Genomic DNA, 21817 nt, shown 5'->3' on the forward strand with positions numbered 1-21817 from the left:
ATAATTCCGTCACTGAATCTGTGTGATCTGTGGCCAGAAAACACTGATCCATCTATTCAAACTCGATTCCATCCACCGCTCTTAACCCTGCGGCAGGCAGATACGCGGATGGATAGCGTATCGACCTTACCGTAGGAGCAAGATCGAGGGGTGGGGCGCAGAATATAATTTATGGAATAATTTGTACGTTTTAACTTACACTTATAAATAATAATGATTCTTGTTATCTTTAAATTCAAACGGTATGATTCGCCGCTTTTCTGCTTTGAGTTATGTGCAGTGTTTGAGCGTTATTATCACGATTTGCATCACTTTATTTCCCGTTCCATCGGCTGCCGCGATAAGGCACAGGATGTGGTGCAAGAGGCTTATGCACGCGTGCTTGCCAATCAGCAAGTTTCGGCCAATAACGACGCAAGCTTTGGGGCTCTGCTCTATACCACCGCTAAAAATATCGTGATTGATCAATACCGGCAGAATAAATCGCGCCAATACGATAATTATGAGCATCTTGAGCTGGCCGCATCGCGGGCTGATGAGCCAGAGCATCGCGCTGCGGGCAGGCAATCGATGAATCAATTACTCGCGCTGATTGATAACTTACCACCTCGTTGTAAAGAGGCCTTTGTTTTGTATAAATTTGAAGGCTTAAGCCACGCCGAAATTGCCAAAAAAATGGGTATTTCGATCAATATGGTGGAAAAGCACATTATCAACGCCCTAGTGATCTGCAAAAAAGGCATGCATGGTCGAGGTGAACAATGAGCTGCCCAATGCACATCACACACATTGATCCCGATACCACGGCGGCAGAGTGGCTATTACGCCAAGAACATGGCCTAAGCCCTGATGAGCAGCTGCATTTTCAGCAGTGGCTAGCTAGCCACCCAGCTCATCAACAGGCTTGGCAAGGGATGCAAGATATCAATGGCCTAATTGATGCGATGCCCGCCGCTTGTGGCCAACATTTTTCAAAGCAGCGCAAACAGCTTGCCGCTCAAGAAAAACGGGCTCGATTTAAGCAGCAGATCCAAGCTTACTTCTCGCCACGCCGACTTGCTGGCTGTGCGCTAGCAGTACTCGCCTGTAGCTACCTTTGGCTGAGCACGCCAAGCTACCAGCAGCAAATACACACTGCGCGTGGACAAATGCTTGAGCAGCAACTGCCCGATGGCAGCCGGATTGAATTAGATAGCGATAGCCAGTTAGAAATAGCACTGTATAGAGATAAACGCGAGGTGCGCTTAATCAAGGGCCAAGCCATGTTTTATGTGAGCAAAGGCCGCCCGTTTCATGTGCTGACTGATCAAGCCAAAGTGAGCGTGATTGGCACCCAATTTACGGTGCGAAATATTCAGCAGCAAACGCAAGTTGCGGTGCAATCGGGCAGAGTAGCCGTCTACGCTAAGCCATCATCCAGTCAATCGGCAGGCGTTATTTTGCAAGCAGGAGAAACGGTGTCACTTGCCAATCACCATCTGGCCCCTGTGCAGTTTATTGCTCCCGAGGCGGTTGGAAGCTGGCGGCAAGGCCGATTAACTTTTAATAACACCAAGCTCATCGATGCTATTGCCGAGTTTGAACGCTATGCCGATACAGGGCTGAGCGTTGCCACTCCTAAGCTTGGCCAGCTCCGTATTTCTGGTAGCTTTGAGATTAATAAACTCAAGCAATTTACTCGCGCCTTGCCGCAAGTATTACCTGTGCAGATTAATAACGGCGCCATTTCAAAGCAATAAGTCTGCATCAAACCATCTCTATGCAAGCCGAAAGCGCTGCATTTGCGCTTGCAGCTGCAAGCTAATTTCAAACAATTGCCGGCTATCTTGGCTGGCTTGCTGTGTGATGCTGAGATTGTTATCCGCAAACTGAGCGATGGAAGCCACACTATTGGCGATGGCTTGGCTTTCTGCGACTTGTTCAGAAATATTTTGGCTTAAGGTATCTAGCTCCACAGAAGCTTTATTTGCGCCTTCTCGTAATTCGGTGAGGGGCTCAACGATTTCACCAATCATTTTAACCCCGCGTGCCATTTCATTTTTTCCATGGCCAATTTGCAATATCGCTTCACTGGTCTGCTGATCCATCGCTTCAATTACGCCTTGAATTTCTCTGGTCGCGCTGGCAGTTCTATCCGCCAGCCGCCTTACCTCATCCGCCACCACCGCAAACCCACGGCCCGCTTCTCCAGCACGTGCAGCTTCAATCGCTGCGTTTAAAGCCAGCATATTTGTTTGCTCAGCAATTTCGGTCACAGAGCTAATCATGGTGCGCATGGAGTTAGCCCTTTGCCGCAATACATCTACGGCATCGGCACTATTTTGAATGGTGCTGGCGATAGAGGCGATTTCATGTGAGGCAACTTCAATCAGCTGTTGGCCTCGCCCTGCCAAGCTGGCGGCTTGTTTGGATTGCTGCTGAGCTAGGCTGGCCGTTTGCTCTGCAACATGCAGTTTATTAACAAACTCGCCCACCACCCGATTGATTTGGTAAAGCTCTGATTGCTGCCTAGCCACGCCATCGGCAACATCCGCAGCGCCTTGCTGGGTAGACTGCGCAGCAGTAGAAACTTGATTTGCCGAATCGCGCAAGCCCAACACCATCGTGGCCAGCCCTGCCTGCATTTTCTGCATTTGCGTCAACATCATGGCGGTTTCATCACGCCCATCAATCTTCACTAAACAGCGTAAATCGCCATCCGCCATCTTTACCATTATCTCAACGCCATGCCCAAGTGGGCGAATAATGCTACGCGTTACAGACCAAGCAAAAAAGGGCCCTGCCGCTAAAGCGACCAAGCTTAAAACCCAGAGAAAAGAACGTGTATCACTCATGCGCTTTAATACATTATCCAACTCCCCCGACATATTACTTTGCTGCATAGCGGCCAATTGTGCGGTGGCCGCAAGTAAAGCATTCAAGGATGGCTGAGTCTGGCTAGCGTATTGTTGGGCTAAAGTGGCTTGATCACCTAGCTCGATTAAATCTACCGTATCGGTAAAAGCGCGAAGATACCGCTCCCGCAGCGCGGCCAAGGCTTGCAAAATGGCCACCTTATCCTCCGCCCAAGGCAAGGCTTGCAATTTTTGAAAGGAGCTATTGGTTTGCTTACTGGCTAATTCCATAGCGGTATAGAGAGGCAAACGGGCTTGTCGCTCAGGCGTGGTCACAATTTGTAATAGCAGCAGTGCGGCACTTTGAGAGTGGCGTTCTAAATCGGCAGTCACACTCTGTTTTCTAGCCTCCACCTGCACAATATTATGCATGGCTAGATCTATACGGGCTAAACCGGCCCAGACGCTTACAGAAATAATTAATAAAAACACCAGCATCAGCATGAATGCCATCGTTAATCGAGCGCCAATTTTAATTCTATTTAAATAGTTCACTCATCAGCCTCTATTAAAAGCGCCTAACAAATCGCCAATATCACTTCAAGCAAAAAAGCGATCAATGCCACTCCAAGCTTTGCTTGCCCTTAATCACAAGCAAACTGGATGTCAGCTCATTCGCGCTATATCAACAGTAGTTGAAATTCTTCTGATCAGTAGCCAGTAGTCAATATTTCGCACCATGTAAGCAAATGTCATTATTGAGCTTTGCGCCCCCCTACCCTCGCCAATACGCCTACCACCAGCGCTTAGGCAAATTCACTTTTGCTGGTTTACTCCCACTCGCCTCTCAATTAAATAACTGATGTTACGCAGTGATCATCTTTTTAGTGCCTTCGGCACGTTGATTTTGGCGCGGTATCCCCGCGGGGGACTCACTTTCTTGAACGGCCAGAAATCATAGTACGCAAAGAAGGCTGCCCCACGAAACACGAAGGCCCCTGTGCTGCGGACAATCGAGTCGGCGGCAGGCGGGATTGGCTCGTTCCTCGCTCCCTGGCCGAAACCCCGCCCCGCTTGTTACTCGCTCCGGCGTGTTTCAAGGGGAGATTTAAGCCCCGTACTACTTGCTGCGATACGAATTTTAATCGCTGGGTATTAAACACTAAAAACCAATAAAACAACTTAATTCAAGTCTTGTTTTTCTCCGTGTTTCAAGATTTAGGTTTGGCTGCGTAACATCAATTAAATAAAAAATATTTGCACAGCCACGTCAGGGTTAATGCGTTTCATTCGTTTTACTTGTGAATGATTCTTAAAATCATCTACAAGCGAGTAAAAATTAATGAAACCTTCCCGCCGCACTGCGCTTCGTCCTTTGATTTTGGCGCTTAGCTTGGCTTTTTCAGCACTGCCCAGCCATGCAGCCCAGCCTACTGCCGCAGAATTTAACATCAGCAGCCAGCCACTGAGCCACGCTTTGAACGAGCTGGCTCGTCAATCGGGCATGGTGTTGCTGGTAGATGCCAAGCTTACAGAAGGCCGCCAAAGCCCAGCACTCAAAGGCCGATATAGCGTGCGCGATGCTTTGCGCCAATTACTGAGCGGCAGCGATTTGCGTGCCGAGGTAAATAGCGATGGCACGATTGTTTTAAAGCCAGCGCCGCAAGCGGATAATGCCTTTGTCATTGATGCGGTAAAAGTCAGCGGCGCGGCGGCAGCATTTTTAAGTGATGAGCAAATCGAAGCCAGCGATCACCCCTATGTAAAGCCGGGCTCATTTGCCCATATTAGCCGCGAAAATATTGATCGCTTTCGAGGCACCTCACCCGCCGATATTTTTAAGGGCACGCCCGGTGTGGTGGTGAGCGATGCAAGAAATAGCGGTGCAGTCGATGTGAATATCCGTGGCATGCAGGGCCAAGGCCGCGTGCCGGTGTTGATTGATGGCAGCTTGCAATCCTCCACCGTTTACCGAGGCTACGCAGGGATAGCCGGCCGCAGCTATATCGACCCAGAGCTGATCAGCGAAATCAATATCGCCAAAGGCCCAAGCATGGGTGCTGAAGGCGCGGGAGCGATTGGTGGGCTGGTGAGCATGCAAACATTGCGCAGCGAAGATATTTTAAAGCCGGGTGAGCGTAGCGGTTTTAGAGTTCGCACTGGTCTACAAAACAATAGCAAGCAAGCACCCACTGATTTTGAAACCACACCCCGTGCTAATCGCAACAATATCTTGGACCCACGTAGTGGCTTTTTAAGCCTTGCCTACGCCACCAAACAAGATGATTTTGATGTGGTTGCGGCCATCAGCCATCGCAGCATTGGCAATTACTTTGCGGGTAAAAATGGCTTCAGCAGCTACCAGAATATCGATGAAAATGGCGATGATAATGGCATCACCCAGTTTTACCACGCTGGTGATGAAGTGCTTAATACCTCGAACACCACCGATTCTGCTCTGCTGAAAACCACGATCAACTTAAGTGACGATCAAGCTTTAGAGCTTAGCTACCGCTATTTTAAAAGCACTTACGGCGAAATCATGCCTTCGCAAATTTTGCGTAATAGCACCGGCATTATTAAACAATGGAAGCCGAGCGAAGTCAGCACTGATGCATGGACCGCACGCTATAAATATCAGCCCGCTGACAATGCGCTGATTAGCCTGAAAGCCAATCTGTGGTACACCGATATGGAAAGCGCAGCCCGCAATGGCGATGTTTTCAGTAACCCGCATGAAGGTAAACCCACCAATTGGGATCACGAATGCGAGCAATGTGTAGAAACACTCTATCTGGCTAAAAACCAATCGCAGCGCTATGGCGCAGATATAAGCAATACCTCGCGCTTTGATAGCGCCTACGGTGCTTTTAGCCTGGACTATGGTTTTTCGCTGCAAAAAGAAGATATCGCCCCATCAGACAGCGTAAAGCGTGATCAAGACGATGTGAACCACAACCGCACAAATCGAAGCGGCACACGCAATGAAGAAAGCGCCTTTATTAATATGCAATGGCAGCCCACAAACTGGCTGACTGTAGAGGCCGGTGGCCGCTATTTACGCTATAGCAGTAAAGACCGTAATTCCATCGCCACCCAGCTTGAAGAGCCGCTAGGCTGGAAACGCATCTATTTATATGACGATAAACGTAATCGAATTGGCAGTGTGCTCTGGCATCAAGATAATACCGGCCAATTTAGCGATGCAACAAACCCACTCAAAGCCGACAAAATTGTTCTGGAGCATGACAAAGACGAAGAGCCGGTAGAAATCAGTAGCAGCCAAGTTCACGAATCCACCGTCAACGATATGGTTTATCACAACGATATCCCCGGGGCCTTTAGCCGCACCGATCCTATTGAGCGTGAAGGCAGCGGCTTTGCGCCTGCGTTTGGCCTAACATTTAAACTAAGCGACAACATCAGCAGCTATCTGCGCTACACCGAAGGCCTGCGCATGCCTAGCCTTTATGAATCCACGGTTGGCTTCTCGGCGACTTTCTCCTCGCCACTGGAGCCTGAGCACAGCAAAAACTGGGAAACCGGTATTAGCTTTGTGAAAGACGATGTATTTACAACGGAAGACAAGCTGCGCTTTAAAGTGGCCTACTTTAATAACACCACCGATCAATACATCAGCCGCGTGATGATCTCAGGCAAAAAGGCTTGGGATCAGAACTTCTCCATGGCCAATATTGATAGCTTCAGCGTTTCTGGCTTTGAGCTGCAATCGTCTTACGACCGTGGCGATTTCTTTGGCGAGCTAGCCGCCACTCTGAATCATAAAGCCATGATTTGCGATTCAAAAATGGCAGGCTATCTGCGGAACAAAGCAGAATACACGCCCAAACTCAGCGAAACCCCAGACTGCTCACCCATCGGATTTAGCTCGTCTTACGTCAGTAATATGATCCCGCCAAAGATCAGCATGAATGCCACATTCGGTGCGCGTTTGCTGGATCAAAAACTCAGCATGGGCGTACGTGCTAGTTATGTAAGCGGCCCATTAAACACCGCCGAAGAAGGTGCATCTTGGCAGAGCTACAGTGGCTCAACATTACAAATCAAAACCCTGCCTTACAGCTTGGTGGATCTGTTTGCCAGCTACAAAATCAACGCCGATACCCGTGTAGATATGAGCATCGACAACGCCACCGATCGCTACTATATCGACCCGCTTTCCCTCAGCCTGATGCCAGGGCCTGGCCGCACCGTGCGCTTGTCGCTAGGGATGAAGTTTTAAAGCGTTTTAGGACACTACTCAAAATAAATCCCAGCTTTACCGTCATGCCCTCATACCTTTACCGTCATTCCCGCATGCCTTTGGCGGGAATCCAGCTGCGCTGCTGGATCCCCGATAAAAACACTCGGGGATGACGGGCTGGGCACAGGGGAAATGAATACAAACCAAGGCCACACCCCCAGCAATTTATAAATACCCACCCACCACCTTTATGACTAGAGTAAACAAACCACTATGAATGCTGTTGCCGAACTAAGCCGTACCCAAGCACTAAAAGCCTTAACAACTGACACACACGATCAGCTGGATAAGCGCATCATGGCCAACAAGCCTTTTGCAAACCGTGATAATTACGCCCGCTTTCTGATTGCCCAATACGGCTTTCTAAGGGATTGCGATCCGCTTTATGACAACCCAGATCTAGCCGCCCTTTTCCCTGATTTAGCCGAGCGCCGTCGCTATGATCGTATCGCAGCCGATATCACCGACTTGGAACGCAGCCTACCGGAACACGATACTTTGCCTGCCCTTGAGCATACGCAAGATATTCCCACCGCTTTGGGCTGGATGTATGTGACCGAAGGCTCTAAACTCGGCGCAGCCATTTTATTAAAAATGGCGGCAAGCCTTGGCTTATCCGAAGAATTTGGTGCTCGTCATTTAGCCGGAGCGCCTGAAGGACGCGCGAAGAACTGGCGCGAATTTGTAGCGGTACTCGATGGCATTACCTTAAGCGCGACCGAAGAAACACGCGCAGTAGCCGGTGCCAAAGCTGCTTTCACCCGTATGAATAACCATTTAGATCAGGTGTATTAATGCATCAACGTGGACTGCATGCGCCATTACGCTGGGCCTATACCGTGCTGGGTTGCATGATGGTTTTGCTTGGCATCATTGGTGCATTTTTACCGGTAATGCCCACCACCATTTTTTTACTAATGGCACTGGCTTGCTTTAGCAAATCATCACCTAAGTTTGAACAATGGTTATTGCAGCATCCACGCTTTGGCCCATCACTACAGTCATGGCGGCAGCATCGCGTGGTGCCATTACGCGCCAAACGCGCCGCCTGCCTTGGTATGCTGTTTGGGCTAGTGATCCTCTCCCTCACCCCCGCCCCGTGGTGGGTGGTTGTAGGAGTGGGTATCACAGAGTTGATGGTGGCAATCTACTTAATCCGCCGCCCTTCTGAGATCCAAGAAAACAGCAACTCAGCTAATTCAGTCATCACGCAACACGCGCCAACGCATAAGCCAACTAAGCAACGGCTATGGAAATACTGCCTAAGCCTGAGTTTGCTACTGCATTTAGGCCTACTCGGTTATTTTTGCGCAAACTGGAGTACGCCCAATACCGTAACAGCGCATGAAAGCCAGCAACTTGAAGTCACCATACTGCAAGCCCCAGCCCTAGCCGTGCCATTAGAAGACAAAGTAGCACCGAAAGTGAGCCAAGCCGCGGCCAAACAAGCGCCTAAAACCGCCAAGCCAACACCTCAGGCTACTCCACAGCCCATTGAAACCAAGGCCCCCCAACAAAGAGCACTGTATCTAGCCTAAGCGCTAGTATCAGCAGCCCGCCCAAAACCAAAGAACAAAGCGCCGAAACCGGCCCATTAAATAAATCGACCTCCATTGCCGCCGCCCCAGCGGCGGCACCCGCTTCCACCCAGCAAGCCAGTGGTGGCAGCAATAGCTGGGAAGGCAAAATACTTGCGCGGCTAGAACGCTTTCGCCGCTACCCCACCGCATCCCGCATACGTGGCGATGAAGGCGTAGCTTACTTGCGCATTAAAATAAATCGCGAAGGGCAAGTTTTAGCAGCCAAACTAGAGCGCAGCTCTGGCGTACCCGCGTTAGACCGCGCCGCCTTAGAAGCCCTAGAGCGCGCAGCGCCCCTACCACGCATCCCGCCAGAGCGGCCAGATGAAGCAGAGCTGCTGGTACCATTTGAGTATTTTATTAACTGATGTGACACCGCTAAATCAATTTAAGAACAAACCACCCCAAACCCCATACGGATTTACGCCACGCGCACCGTCACTGGCGTACCCAATTGCGTGAAGCGATTTAAGTACGGCGTGATAGGCCTTGCAATGAGGGAGGGTACTTGCTCGGTTCAGGTTTGCTCATGGGTTCATTCTGAAAGAATGTAAGAATTGGCCGATTTGTGCAACAAAACCACACATTTCCACTACGTCACAAGTGCAGTTTTTTCTTATTTACCTAAGGCACTCCCCTCACCTGATAAACGTACGCTGCGCGAATAAAGGACTATCTGCTTCGCGTTGTCGCATCTGGGTTTGATTGATTGCGATGGTCATCCCCAATAGATAGAGTATTCGTTCACTTTTAGCGTTTTGAGCTGAGTCCGCAAGAGGTATGAGCAGATTTATTTTAATATTTTATTGCTAGATTATTATCTTATAATATTATTATTTATTAGCGTAGCTGCTAATTAATTTATATATGGTTAATTTTAAGGCGTATATTTTGGCTTATAACATCAAAAGAAATATTTTTTCTATTACAATGGCATTGTATGCAGGCAACGTTTTTTCTGAAAATGTTAATATGTATGAAGTGTATCGGCAATCATTTTTCGCTGAGAAAAACTGCACTCCCGGCTATAAGCTATTGACCGCTGATAATGCAAGGGTGTTGCAGAGTTGGTTGGTAAGTAGAATGGGCGTGTGGGAGATAATGGCTTTAGCTAATAATTGGACTATTAGTGGTTCGGGGCATAAAGGTCAAATTAAAGTTGACAAAGTTATTCCTGTGGAAGCGTGGTGCACACCTGTAACCCCTTCATTAAAACCTACAATTCCAATACTCGACCCGATAATTTTCCCTGAAAGTAGTCATGCTGTTTTTGAGTGGAACTTGGTCAATAAAGAAAGTTTTTTTCAACCTCTCTCCCTTTTGGGCCATTTATTTGGATACGCTTGGGCAGCGGGAAGTAATGCGGATAAAATTGGTCACGGTATGGTTATTAGCCGGTCGTTAACTAAGCCAGGTGGATATCTGATCCAAGGGTATAAAGAAGGAACTTGCGATGGTTATCGCTGTAAAGACAGATTATCAATAGAAGTTGATAATTTTAATTACTTGATTGATTCGGGTCAATTTAATATTGACTCGATTACTTCTTCGGAAAAGAAGAAAATAGCAAGTAAATCTGTTTTTATAACAAATAATTCCGATATTCAGCAAACTAGTCACGTCTCATTGTCTTATATTGTTTCATCAAATTGGTCTAAAAAAGATAAATATGAATATAGTCAGAAAGTGACAACAATGAATCAATTTAAATGGCCATTTGTTGGTGAAACTAATATTACTATTGAGGTTGGTGCAAACCAAACTTGGGAATCATTAAAAGGGGGGGGCGATTCAAAAACCATAACAGATACGGTTTTTGTCACTGCCCCTCCTCACAGTAAAATAGAAGTTTTTATGGAAACATATGTTTCTAATATTGAGTATCCCTATACATTTGATGCGGATGTGAGTTATGACGTTCATTTTTCTGGGTTTATGCGGCGTGCAGGAAATGCCTTGCTTAGCCATGACCAAAGTTGGCCCACGATCAATAAAAAATATACAATAGGTCGAGCCACTGATTCAATGACAAACCTACCTTATCAGTATAGCAACCCAGGCTTAGGAGATACGGGCGACTATTGGGATTGGCGTTGGATGACTGATCATTACGGTAAGAAATTGGTTAAAGATACTTTAACTCAAGTGACTCAACCTTTGAAAGTCAAAATAAAAGGTGTTTTTACTGCAAACACAGCATATGGGTCATCCATTGTGTATGGTCCATCCATCCCCCTCTCCACTCGATCCACTCGATCCACTCGATCGGTGGAGAGGGGATTAAGTAATGCTGAATTGGAAAAGCATGGGATCAAAAATTTACAAATTACAGTGAAAAGAGTGCAGTAATTATTTCTATTTTTTTAGGCTCCTTTAATATATTGCATGCAATACATTAACGGTAATCACCCCAGCCCCCATTTTTAAGCTCACTTAAAAGTAGAGGTCAAGCATCTAATGCCCGTTTTTGTTTCGGGCTTGAATCTACCATAAGGCCATCATTAGCTTTGTATAATCACAGCTGCGAAATTGATACGCTGGTGGCCACCCCGATCAAATTCCAGAGTGGCCACAGCCGGTTTTAGCTAAATGCAACACCCGCAATCACACTGCGGGTGTTGGCCTGATTACTATCTTTTTCATCCAGTCTATCGAAATAGCTTAATGGCTTAGCTCAGGGATTGCGTCAGGGATAATTGTTTCATCTTCATGCCAGAACAAATCCCGGCGATTTTCATAGCGCTCCGCAAACGACATTTCAGGGCTCAAATCATATTTTAATGTGGCTTTGAGTTTTTCAAATGCAGCTGTTGCCACTGCCGGAGATGCTGTGGCGTGTGGGTTAATCAGCAGCTCTGCGGTTCTTGCCTCAGCATTTTCTTTAAGAATACTCAGGGTGGCTTCTGTATTATTAAACGGCCCAAGCGCAAACATAATGTCTTCTGGCGGAATATTCAAAGTCGCAATTTCATGCAAAGTTTCACCGCGCAAAGAAGTCTCAACAGCCACACCGCCACGATTAAGCTCAATGGCATAAACATAGCCGCGCTGGTTGTGTACGGCATAGGCAACGGCAACCGCTTCATTCTGACTGGTTGAAATCACACCGCGGATGGCTTGGGTATGCTTTGCTAATCGTATATATTCCACCGGGCCCAAGCGGCGGTTAAAGCCTGAGTGGAAGATTTCATCCGGCAAGCGTTCATCGCCCCTGAAGGTGGTGATACCTTTCAGCCTGGATTCGTAACTATATAAAAACGGCACTTGACTGATTTCCATCTGCGCTTGCTTATTTAAACGATGCAGGGCTTTTACATCGGTTAGTTTGGCGTATGGGTCAACTTTCATCTCTAATTCTAAAAAATCACGGGTGACATCATCAAGACGCCCGCTCATATTTGCATAGCCAGAGCCACCTAATCCGGGGCGCTTCGGCAGGTCTTCCGGCAGAACAATTTCTGATGGCAAAGTGCCCGCGGCGCTTACAGAAGCACTACCTTCATCACTTATTTCACTGACTACACCCCCTTTTAAACCGCCACGACCCAGCCATTGAACTTCTCCGGTGTCATAAGAGATAGTCCGAAACACGCGTGAGTCAGTGAGAATTCGCCCGCTTAAGGGATCAACCTCCTTATACATGCCAAATCCATCGGCTTTAAGTAATACATTCCTAGCCTGATCCGTGAGTTTAACGCCTAGTAATTCCTCACCTGTTTGAGGGTGTGTGATCACTTTCGGGGTATGAGAGAAGACCGCCATATCTGACTCTGAAATCCCGCGGTTAAGCAGGATTTGGTTATCCATATTCGCAGCAACAGAGACCAGCGATTCTGATACATCACGACCAAATTTAACGACAGTAGGAATAACAGCGGTGGCAGCAAGCAGCGCGGCGTTTACGGCCGTCATTTTGGCCGCTTGCTGCCGTTCAGCGAAGGTATCTCCATTAATAGACTGATCGATACTCAAACCAAGCTGGGTTGTGCTGATGGCAAGCATAAGAGGAATGCCAAGCTCTGGTAAAACAATATCCATGATCGGTAATACAGAGAACAAAGAATAAGTGGTACTCAGAATATAATCGCGCTCTGCTTCACTATTAGATTTGATCACGGTATCGCCATCGCTGGCCATTCTGGCTTTTTGAATCTCGGTTAAACGAGCAAACACATCACCATACAGCGGATGCTTTTTCATCATGAAATAAGAGTCATCCCATGACTGATTTGCCAGGGCATTGAGCGAGGAATCCACCCCTGAATAACTTACCCCATCCTGTCGATCATATAAACTAAAGTGTTTTGCCAGTGCTTGCCTAGAAGCTGTTGATTGTATGGCTCTGTAGAGTATTTTTTTAAGCTGCCGCTCATTATTAAATGCAATAAATGGCTGATCGGCGCCCGGAATATAAAGTAAACCCGGCTCATGGCCTTGTTGCTCAATAAGAAGGATATCGCTTGAATCATAACCATAGATATCAAAACGATAAACATACACATCATCCGGGCGTTTACCTTTAATGACCGCTCTAGCCAGTTGATATTGCGCCTGATTGAGCAAACCCAGCTTATATTGTTGATAAGCAGAAAAGGCAAAGTTATCACGCATTAAATGCGTAAACTTTTCACTATATTTTTGCCAGAATTGTTTTAATGCCGCAGTATAGGAAGCTTGAATATCTAAATCGTAATAATCAATATCCCACAATTTTGATGAAAGCAGCCGTACTTCATTATGCTCATTATATTGGCTAGCCCCTGCTCCTTTAGTATAAACCCCCGTAAATAAATTAATATCCCCCGGAAAACCATCACGAAATTCATTAAAGATATTAAGCATTACCGCCTGAGTAAGCGTGTATGAGCGTGCGGGCTGCTCCGTGTGCTCCCAGCCGTTATAACTTCTTGGACTGCTATTGGCACCATTAAACATATTGAAGAAAGTATTACTGGGATCAATATCATGATAACCGTGTTTTTCGAGCGCCTTTTTTAGCTCTTTCTCGGCAATAGTATGTGGATCAGGAATAGCTTGCAAAAGCTGAGCATGATCTTGAGCAAAATTAATTTTCCAAGCCTGATCATAACGGATTAACAATTCATCAGATAAAGCAGGCGGCGTTACTTTAGCAACATTTTTGTTTGGTAAGGCCGCCAAGGAATATTGCGCCGTAAATGCCGATGCAATGACAAAGCCCATTTGAATAAATATTGATTTTTTCATGGTTTTACTTTAGAAAACAGGAAGAGAATTGGCTGTATCTCGGTGAGAAATAAACTTAGCCAAGAGGAAGCAAAAAAAAATACTCAGACATAAATATATTTAATCAACATAATTAAATGCCAGCTTATTTTTAATTCAAACAAAAATTAAAATTATGGCAAATAAAAATTTGCAAATACCAACGCGAGCACTTCAAGGAAAATTATTACTTTTGGATTAAATAACAAACAGCCTCAATATTGCTTACAAAAAAATGGATCAGTGGGGGTAGGTCTTACATTTTGCATAAGATAAAATTTATAGTGGTTTCCAAAGCTGGGCAAATTGATTGCCCCATATCAAATATAAGACCTGACCCTGTAGGTTTTGCTGAGACTATTGAATTACGTTTTTTCCAAAATAGAGAAAACATCACCATCGGCGCCCTCGATGTCGCAATCATGCCGAAAACCCGTAAGCACTTTACTCAGCTCTGCCGGAACATCAAACAAATAATCGCAAGGATTTTCGTCCGCTTTCAATTCAGCCAATAATTTCGAATAAATCTCTGAGAAACACACAGGGGGTGTCCCTGTTACTTCCATGTGCTCTAATCCTGAATCTGAATCATGTGCAACATGCCAAACGGAGTCGCCATTTACATAGCTCATGGCCAGAGTAGTCATTGAACACTCTTCAACTACGAACGCCATTACTTCACAGCCTGCAGATAAAGCCTTTAGGTTTTTGTCTTCAATTTCTTCAGGGCATGGATCATTGAAAAATATCAACTGCCAGCCCGATGGCAAAAGAGCTTCAGCAATATCAGATTCAGGCAACTCTTCTCGCTCACCTGTTTCTCGAAGTTGAAGTTGCTCTCGCACTGCCTCGGGAGCTATCCCGCGAATAGTGATCCATGAAACGTGGAAACCCATAAATATTTCCTTTGAACAGTTCTAACATTTGAATTAACCGGCCTGCGCAGCTTTTTGCGCAGGTCTGGTTGAATGATTGGTTAGCCGTGGCAAGGTGGCGAGCAATGCTTTTGTGACCCCAACGACAATAAGAATGTCGGCGGGAATGATGAAAAATGGACCGAACATCGATACAACATAGGCCGGCCCACCACCAGGAATGGTTGATGCAAATAGGCGCGGGACTAGGTACAAAACAATCAGACCTACGCCTATAAGGATTGGTGTTTTTCCCGGAATTTCCTTCGGGAGACGGCTTTTTAGTTGTGCTTTGCGAACGAAGATGATTGCAGCAACTGCGGCGGGAATGTAGTTCGCAAGAAGCATGGCTGAGTGAAACCACGCTGGTGATGCTTTGCCGAAGATTGGACCGTACATGCCACCAAGCAACATGCCTAATAGCTGCCCCCGAATGGAAACAACTTGGCGAGAAGGACGGTGATTCCAAGGGTGATGATGGGCATAAGGAAGTTCCTAGCAGCTAACAAGATGTAGACACTCTAAAATGGCAGTAAAACTACCACCTTAGGTGTATAAAAACGCTGCGTCCCTTTGAAATACCTTGCGGGGCGCGATCTGAAGTATTTCGGTCGATATATTACACACGATTGAGCGGAAATTCCCACCTTTGTCTTGCTTTTTAGTCAGCTATGTGATTTATTTACTATGGTTAAATGTAAGTTTTTGTTTGAATTTGGCAGGTAAAGCATAGGTCAGGTATTACATTTGACATCAGATAAAATTTACAGTGATATGTAAAGCCAATTAAATTGGTTGCTTGTCCCAATAACTGTTACTGCGAACCACTGGCCCCAGTTATTTACTGGGCGTAAAAAAGGCCCGCTATTGCGGGCCAGATACTAATTAAAAAAACGCTCAACTGATTAATTGCTTTGCCTTCATTATTTCTTTGTTAAACCTTTCCCCACCCAGTGTGAGCTAGCCAACGATCAACGGGTCAGTGCTCTGCTGTGCAATAACCGTATCTTTGTGTAAATAAATCTCTCGGGGATCATACAGAGCGCAAGGCCAGCCAGAAAAGTGAGCGACTGAATCATGGATATACTGCGTCAAGAACGCCTCTGTTGACTCAGGCAGCGCCTCCTTATTATCCCAAGCGGCCAGAATAAACTGCTCATACTCGGTCTGAGGCCGAGGAACCCTGTTTTTTCCAACGCCATCATAAGGGGCACGCATAAATTCAATCCGATTCACTAAGCGCTTTTGCTCTGAAATCAGCTGCTTCCCCTGTGTGGTTACATCTTCGGACGCTTTGTCTTTCCATTGCTTATCATCGTGCTGAAACTGAGGGCGGTATTCCGGCGCGGCCAAACACGCATCGCAATCCGCTGTGGCTCGCAGCCCCGCCAGTAAAGCACTGGCATCACCGCGCCGCGCCAGCATACTTCGCCAATGGATAAAGGGAGTACGATGTGCGCGAATTTGCGCTACTAAATCACCACCGGATTGAGGTAAATATTCGAGATATTTAGTGTATGCAGCAATTCCCGAAAGACTTTGTAATTCAAACTCTTTCTGCACTGGTTTATCTGGTAGATTATTTATCGGAAACAACATCACCCCCGCCTTAAGGGCCTCCAAATACATTTCACGCAAGGGGATCTTAGCCAGATCATTACTGCGTCCTTGCTGGTTTGGATAATACCCGCCGCCCACATCAGAGTGCACACCAGGATAAATCACTTCCCTGCTATTGGGCGGATACACCCCAGCAAAAGCAATGGAGTCTAAAGGAAAAGCACTTCTAAGCTCATGCGCCGCCACTAAATGCACGCATCGCTTTACCTGTGGTGGAATACGCAAATCATTTGCCCAGTACTTATGCAGCCCTGGGCCGCCCACGGAGGCAACCGTATCAAACAAGCCCAAAAAATTAAGTGTAAAGGGGGCTTTCTTTCCAAAGTGCGACCTCCAAAGCACCCCTCCCTCTGCGTTGATTTCACATTGCTCATCCAGCAAGCGGCGCACAAAGGCCCGAGCCTGCGTCGCCCCACGGGAGAAACCAAATACATCCACCTGAATATCCCGAATATGCTTTATAGCCCCATCACCATACTCAACATCTAAAACCTTTTTAACGGACAGCAGGGCATGCAATAAGCGCATTTCTCCGCCACTACCAAAGGCCAAGCCCAATACGCCGCCTTTGTCTTCTCCTACGTCCATAAACTCAGACTTAAACGGGGTGCCCACACCAGGGATATAAATTCGAAAACATTCCCGATCATCCTTCCTACTCTTTGCAGCAAGAAATAATCGGGCCACATTACTGATAGCTTGTTTCTCTACCGGCTTTGCCTGCTCCAGATAAAGGTTATTGCCCGTACCATCGAAATAAATACTAATTTTGGGGTATAAACGACACTGAATCCGCTCTATAGGGGTACTCCAATTACATTCTTTTGCAACGCGCGCAAAAGCTGCCTCCCGGGTTGCAGCCAATAGCGAGGAATCTTCAATAAAAGCACCCGACTGACTTAGACTCATCATTAATCCTTATTTAAATCTACGATTAGAAAACGCCACAATCAAAACGGACCGAATACTGCAATTCAACCGTGTTTAAATCTTTAAAAATGACACATAAATTGCCTTCATCTTTAAACATATCAGAACTGGCAATCGGCATCCTTGGCGGCAAATTCACCATCGCCACATGGTCTTCTTTCGGAGTTGTGATTTTACCCTCTGTACGAATACCCTCTTTGTTATAAAAAGAAGGCTCGCCTAGTGCACTAAAAGTCCACATTACTTTTACGGGCTTACGCCAGTCAGTCACGTTGTAACAACAAACAATCCCTCCCCCGCCAGGACCTTTAGCATCACCGGCCCCCGCATTAGCCGCCCAATTTGTGCCCACAAAAGCCTGTGAAATAGGCCGATGGTTATGATTAACCAGAATCATATTTAAAGCCTTTCCACCACTGCCGGTAAACGGCTGGTCCGAGCCATCCGCCAAATTGGCACACCCTGCCAGCAAGCCCATCAATACGGCCATCAAGAGCCAATAAAATCTTTTCATCAATAATTTTCCTTATTTAAAGCTACGATTAGAAAACGCCACAATCAAAACTGACCGAATACTGTAATTCAACCGTGTTTAAATCTTTAAAAATGACACATAAATTACCTTCATCTTTAAACATATCAGAACTGGCAATCGGCATCCTTGGCGGCAAATTCACCATCAATACATGGTCCTCTTTAGGGATTAAAACTTTGCCAGGGGTATATGAGCCATCCGGATGATCAATACTTTGTTCACGTACTGCACTAAAAGTCCACATCACTTTTACGGGCTTACGCCAGTCAGTCACGTTGTAACAACAAACAATCCCCCCCCGTCAGGACCTTTAGCATCACCAGCCCCCGCATTAGCCGCCCAGTTTGTGCCCACAAAAACCTGCGAAATAGGCCGATTGGTATGATTAACCAGAATCATATTTAAAGCCTTTCCACCACTGCCGGTAAACGGCTGGTCAGAGCCATCCGCCAAATTGGCACACCCTGCCAGCAGCGTCATTAGTACGGTGATCAACACCACATTCAGTATTTTCATAAATCGCCTCTCATTCCGTTAAAAGCATCCATAGAACTGATAAATATTCCATATGAATTTATTAATTCAATGGCATTAGTCTTGCTCTATTTTTGTCTGACTATATCAGCAAGTAGGTAAAACAGAGGCACGGCAAATACCCTGATATTTCTCTCTCTTCTCTCCGCCTATATATTTAATATATTTAATAACTGGGGTCAGAACAAAATTAAATCCTACTATGCTTAATACTCTTAGAGCCAAAGAAAGTGGATTTAACTTTATTCTGACCCCAGTTATTCGTTATGGCCTAGATATTATTTTAAGCTGCAGGCAAAAATGGCAGGGACAAGGGGGAGATCTGCTGGTGATTCAAGCCTTAAAAGACAGCCGTTTTGCACTGCAGCAAGCGGCGCAGCTGACGCTGGTCGAGCAGATGGGCTTTTTAGTAGCAACCCAGATCCAAGCGGCTGCTCATTGAGCGTATTTCATATCACCCAGTCGGGACAACTGAAGCCGAAGGCGCTCAACCATCGGCCTGTTTACGCCAATTTGGATAAACTACTCCAAAGGTGAGCGCCAACTAATGCGCGAAAAGGAGAGAATTCTTCCAGCCAAATCTTGGCGTCTTTTTCATTGATTTTTTCTGTTTGGCCGAGCAGCATTTGTAATGCTTTGCGCACCGCAACATCACCGTGCAGCGAGCCATCCAGCCAGCCAAATCCACGCAGCATGGTGTAGTTCACCGTCCATGGCCCAATGCCGCGAATCGCCTCAAGTGCGGCTCTGGCTTCTTCTACCGGTAGCTTTTGCACCCAAGCATCCAACGGCAATTGCTTTTGCTCCACCAATTCGACCAACGTTGCCAGTGTTTGGGCTTTACTTAAAGAGAAACCAGCTTGGCGCAAGGTTTGCTCACTCAGACCCGCAATCTGGCTAGCTTCGGGCGAACAAAATAGGCCGCCCGAATGGCGTATATCTGCGGCCAAAATTAATCTGCGCCGAATGGATACCGCTGCCCCCACGCTAATCTGCTGGCCAGTAATCGCCCACGTTAAGGCCTCAAAAGGCGTCGCCGTTAATGGCACGCGCAGCCCTGCTTGCTGGCTGATTAAAGCACCGAGCAGTGGATGATCTCGATACTGCGCCTCGAATACCTCAATATCTTGAGTAAGCCCAAGCATGCGATACGCCATCGCATCAAACGCAGCCTGACTATCGCCATCATCTGCCGCCCCATCTATCAGCAGTTGCACCTCAGCCTGCTCAGGCTGAAAAAAAACAGACAAACAAGCCGCTTGCCCACGCCAAACCATCCCTTTTTGCAGTGTGTTTGCAGTAATCCGCTCAGAAACGGCCTGCGGATCGCGGCCATGAAAAGCCAGAATATCGCCAGCACGAAAGGTGGCGGTAAGAGGAATAGAGCAAGAAAGTAACTGGTTCATCAAAAAATCACTACGCCGCTTGGCGAAAGGTTAGATTAATACGGCAAGCACCCAGCTCTGCATGGCTGTCCTGCTTTAAGGCTAATACGCCATGGTAACGCAACCGCGCTGGGCCGCCCCAAACCAACACATCCCCATGACTTAATCCTATTCTTTGGCTGGGATGATTGCGCTGTAATCCACCCAATAAAAAAATAGCTGGCAAGCCAAGGGAAATCGACACAATGGGCGCGCTAAAATCGGCTTCGTCTTTATCCTGATGCATGGATAATTTTGTACCTGGCGCATAGCGATTGATTAAACAAACATCCGGTAAAAAATCTGCAAAACCCGCCTCCAGCGCAGCGCTGCGCGCAAGCGCTAAAAATACCTCTGGCATGGCTGGCCAAGCGTGATTATTGAGCGGATCACGCGCCGCATAGCGATAACCTTGCGAATCGGCAATCCAGCCCAAAGCGCCGCAATTGCTCATCGCCACCGACATCCGATAGCCGCCTGGCGTGCTCATTTGCCGAAAAGGCGAAGCTTGCGTGATCTGCGCCACGGCCAGCAGCAAACTTGCCGTTTGCTCCCGCGCAAAGCCCCGTAGCAACACCACCCCTGCCGCTAAGTCTTCTCTTTGCGGCAGGCCATCATCAAAATCAGCGAATAAATCATTCATCATTGTTTTTATTGAGCCCTCATTGTTTTGCTTACTTGGGCCGAGGGGTGTTTTGCTCAAGGAGCCCAGCCTCCCGCTCCAGCAAAGTGCGTTTACGCTCAATTCCCCAGCGATAACCCGATAGGCCACCATCATTGCGCACTACGCGGTGGCAAGGAATCGCTACCGCCAGTGCATTAGCTGCGCAGGCCCCTGCCACGGCGCGAGCAGACTTTGGCGCGCCAATGCGCTGTGCAATCTCGCTATAGCTGGCGGTAAACCCCGCAGGAATATCCAGCAGCGCCTGCCAAACTCGCTGCTGAAAGGCCGTACCCCGCACGTCCAGCGGCAGATCAAGGCCGTACTGCGGCATTTCAACAAAACCCACCACCTGCGCCACCTGCGACTCAAAATCTGCATCGCCGCCCATCAGCTCTGCATTCAAAAACCTATCCTGCAAATCAAGCAGCAAAGCTTGCGGATCGTCCCCCAGCAAGATGGCGCACACGCCGCGCTCGCTCGCCGCCACCAAGATAGCCCCCAGTGAGCATTCGCCCACGGCAAAGCGAATCTGTGTATTGCTACCGCCTGCTCGAAAATTTTTAGGCGTCATGCCCAATAGCTGGTTTGCGCCCTCGTAAAAACGCCCATTAGAGTTATACCCAGCGGCATAAATCGCCTCCGTCACACTAGCACTGCTGGCTAAATGTGCGCGCACTTTTTGACCACGATGCGCCGCCGCATAAGCCTTGGGGGTGACACCGGTTTCCGCTTTAAATATTCGATGCAAGTGAGCGGGGCTGAGCTGTGCAAATTGCGCCAGCTGCGCCAAGCTGGGCGGCGTGTCAGCCATTTCGATTTGCCTGCACATTTGTGCAATCAGCTTGGTATGCGGCTCAGCCTTGGCCTGATCGGGCTTGCAGCGCTTACAAGCCCTAAACCCTGCCTGTTCAGCAGCTTGGCCGCTGCTAAAAAAACGCACGTTTTCTGGCCGAGGCAAACGCGCACCGCAAGAGGGGCGGCAATACACCCCTGTGGTAAGCACAGCGTAATAAAAACCACCCTCCGCTTGAGCATCACGCGCAATAAGCACCGCCCAGCGTGGGTCACTTAGCGTTTCTGCTGCTTGTTTTTGCTTAGACATGGCGGCCTCAAAAAACGATGTTTTAAATAAGATAAGCCACACTTTAAACAACAGCCCGCAGCAATACACTCCGAGTCTTGCTTTTGAATTCGCGAACTGATGCTACACAGCAAAGGCCCTTTTAGCGCTACAGAGCCAGCCCACAGCGAGGGGATGAACTGGCATATCATTA

19 protein-coding genes are annotated in these 21817 nt (G+C 47.4%); 8 read left to right on the top strand and 11 right to left on the bottom strand.

The window, feature by feature from the left end; all coding sequences use genetic code 11:
- The first annotated feature begins 279 nt into the window (after window positions 1–279).
- The gene (locus C1H71_RS03010) at window positions 280–765 is read left to right on the top strand and encodes an RNA polymerase sigma factor (protein ID WP_130105248.1); all 486 of its coding nucleotides are present in this window, start codon (window positions 280–282) and stop codon (window positions 763–765) included.
- An 8-nt stretch (window positions 766–773) separates the two neighbouring features.
- Entirely contained in the window at window positions 774–1739 is a 966-nt protein-coding gene (locus C1H71_RS03015; RefSeq protein ID WP_188053548.1) for a FecR family protein, read from the top strand.
- 18 nt (window positions 1740–1757) lie between these two features.
- Here the strand turns inward: C1H71_RS03015 and C1H71_RS03020 are convergent, their stop codons facing one another.
- Window positions 1758–3389, bottom strand: coding sequence for a methyl-accepting chemotaxis protein (locus C1H71_RS03020; protein WP_130105250.1), 1632 nt, complete (start codon window positions 3387–3389; stop codon window positions 1758–1760).
- A gap of 787 nt (window positions 3390–4176) precedes the next feature.
- Here C1H71_RS03020 and C1H71_RS03025 point away from each other — a divergent pair.
- From C1H71_RS03025 to C1H71_RS03045, 5 genes are all read left to right on the top strand, one after another.
- Window positions 4177–7077 carry a TonB-dependent receptor gene (locus tag C1H71_RS03025; protein WP_130105251.1) on the top strand — a complete coding sequence of 967 codons (2901 nt, stop codon included), beginning with the start codon at window positions 4177–4179 and terminating at the stop codon, window positions 7075–7077.
- A 234-nt stretch (window positions 7078–7311) separates the two neighbouring features.
- Entirely contained in the window at window positions 7312–7893 is a 582-nt protein-coding gene (locus C1H71_RS03030; RefSeq protein WP_130105252.1) for a biliverdin-producing heme oxygenase, read from the top strand.
- Complete coding sequence (locus tag C1H71_RS03035) at window positions 7893–8636, top strand: YbaN family protein (RefSeq protein WP_130105253.1); 744 nt, start codon at window positions 7893–7895, stop codon at window positions 8634–8636. The genes C1H71_RS03030 and C1H71_RS03035 overlap by 1 nt, the downstream gene beginning before the upstream one ends.
- A gap of 74 nt (window positions 8637–8710) precedes the next feature.
- Window positions 8711–9046: an energy transducer TonB family protein gene (locus tag C1H71_RS03040; protein WP_262488430.1), complete on the top strand. Its 336-nt coding sequence runs from the start codon at window positions 8711–8713 to the stop codon at window positions 9044–9046.
- A 523-nt stretch (window positions 9047–9569) separates the two neighbouring features.
- The gene (locus C1H71_RS03045; RefSeq protein ID WP_188053550.1) at window positions 9570–11027 is read left to right on the top strand and encodes an aerolysin family beta-barrel pore-forming toxin; all 1458 of its coding nucleotides are present in this window, start codon (window positions 9570–9572) and stop codon (window positions 11025–11027) included.
- Between the two features lie 312 nt (window positions 11028–11339).
- Here C1H71_RS03045 and C1H71_RS20905 read toward each other — a convergent pair whose 3' ends face one another.
- From C1H71_RS20905 to C1H71_RS03080, 7 genes are all read right to left on the bottom strand, one after another.
- Window positions 11340–13904 carry a dermonecrotic toxin domain-containing protein gene (locus C1H71_RS20905; protein ID WP_223145973.1) on the bottom strand — a complete coding sequence of 855 codons (2565 nt, stop codon included), beginning with the start codon at window positions 13902–13904 and terminating at the stop codon, window positions 11340–11342.
- Between the two features lie 383 nt (window positions 13905–14287).
- Entirely contained in the window at window positions 14288–14818 is a 531-nt protein-coding gene (locus C1H71_RS03055; protein WP_130105256.1) for a hypothetical protein, read from the bottom strand.
- A 33-nt stretch (window positions 14819–14851) separates the two neighbouring features.
- Window positions 14852–15250, bottom strand: coding sequence for a hypothetical protein (locus tag C1H71_RS03060; protein WP_130105257.1), 399 nt, complete (start codon window positions 15248–15250; stop codon window positions 14852–14854).
- 546 nt (window positions 15251–15796) lie between these two features.
- The gene (locus C1H71_RS03065; RefSeq protein WP_130105258.1) at window positions 15797–17368 is read right to left on the bottom strand and encodes a T6SS phospholipase effector Tle1-like catalytic domain-containing protein; all 1572 of its coding nucleotides are present in this window, start codon (window positions 17366–17368) and stop codon (window positions 15797–15799) included.
- Between the two features lie 22 nt (window positions 17369–17390).
- Window positions 17391–17900: a DUF3304 domain-containing protein gene (locus C1H71_RS03070; RefSeq protein ID WP_130105259.1), complete on the bottom strand. Its 510-nt coding sequence runs from the start codon at window positions 17898–17900 to the stop codon at window positions 17391–17393.
- 28 nt (window positions 17901–17928) lie between these two features.
- Window positions 17929–18195 carry a hypothetical protein gene (locus tag C1H71_RS03075; protein WP_130105260.1) on the bottom strand — a complete coding sequence of 89 codons (267 nt, stop codon included), beginning with the start codon at window positions 18193–18195 and terminating at the stop codon, window positions 17929–17931.
- Window positions 18192–18437, bottom strand: coding sequence for a hypothetical protein (locus C1H71_RS03080; RefSeq protein ID WP_130105261.1), 246 nt, complete (start codon window positions 18435–18437; stop codon window positions 18192–18194). Before C1H71_RS03080 ends, C1H71_RS03075 begins: the two co-directional genes overlap by 4 nt.
- 220 nt (window positions 18438–18657) lie before the next feature.
- Between C1H71_RS03080 and C1H71_RS03085 the strand changes: the two genes are divergently transcribed.
- Window positions 18658–18897: a hypothetical protein gene (locus C1H71_RS03085; protein WP_130105262.1), complete on the top strand. Its 240-nt coding sequence runs from the start codon at window positions 18658–18660 to the stop codon at window positions 18895–18897.
- A gap of 61 nt (window positions 18898–18958) precedes the next feature.
- Here the strand turns inward: C1H71_RS03085 and C1H71_RS03090 are convergent, their stop codons facing one another.
- From C1H71_RS03090 to ada, 3 genes are read right to left on the bottom strand one after another with little or no spacing between them, the layout of a single operon-like run.
- A complete protein-coding gene (locus C1H71_RS03090; RefSeq protein ID WP_130105263.1) occupies window positions 18959–19861 on the bottom strand; it encodes a DNA-3-methyladenine glycosylase family protein in 903 nt (300 codons plus the stop codon).
- 10 nt (window positions 19862–19871) lie between these two features.
- Window positions 19872–20582, bottom strand: coding sequence for a DNA oxidative demethylase AlkB (alkB, locus tag C1H71_RS03095; protein WP_262488379.1), 711 nt, complete (start codon window positions 20580–20582; stop codon window positions 19872–19874).
- Window positions 20554–21645, bottom strand: coding sequence for a bifunctional DNA-binding transcriptional regulator/O6-methylguanine-DNA methyltransferase Ada (ada, locus tag C1H71_RS03100; RefSeq protein WP_130105264.1), 1092 nt, complete (start codon window positions 21643–21645; stop codon window positions 20554–20556). The genes alkB and ada overlap by 29 nt, the downstream gene beginning before the upstream one ends.
- Window positions 21646–21817 lie beyond the last annotated feature (172 nt).

The sequence above is a fragment of the Iodobacter fluviatilis genome (assembly GCF_004194535.1).
Taxonomy (GTDB): domain Bacteria; phylum Pseudomonadota; class Gammaproteobacteria; order Burkholderiales; family Chitinibacteraceae; genus Iodobacter; species Iodobacter fluviatilis_A.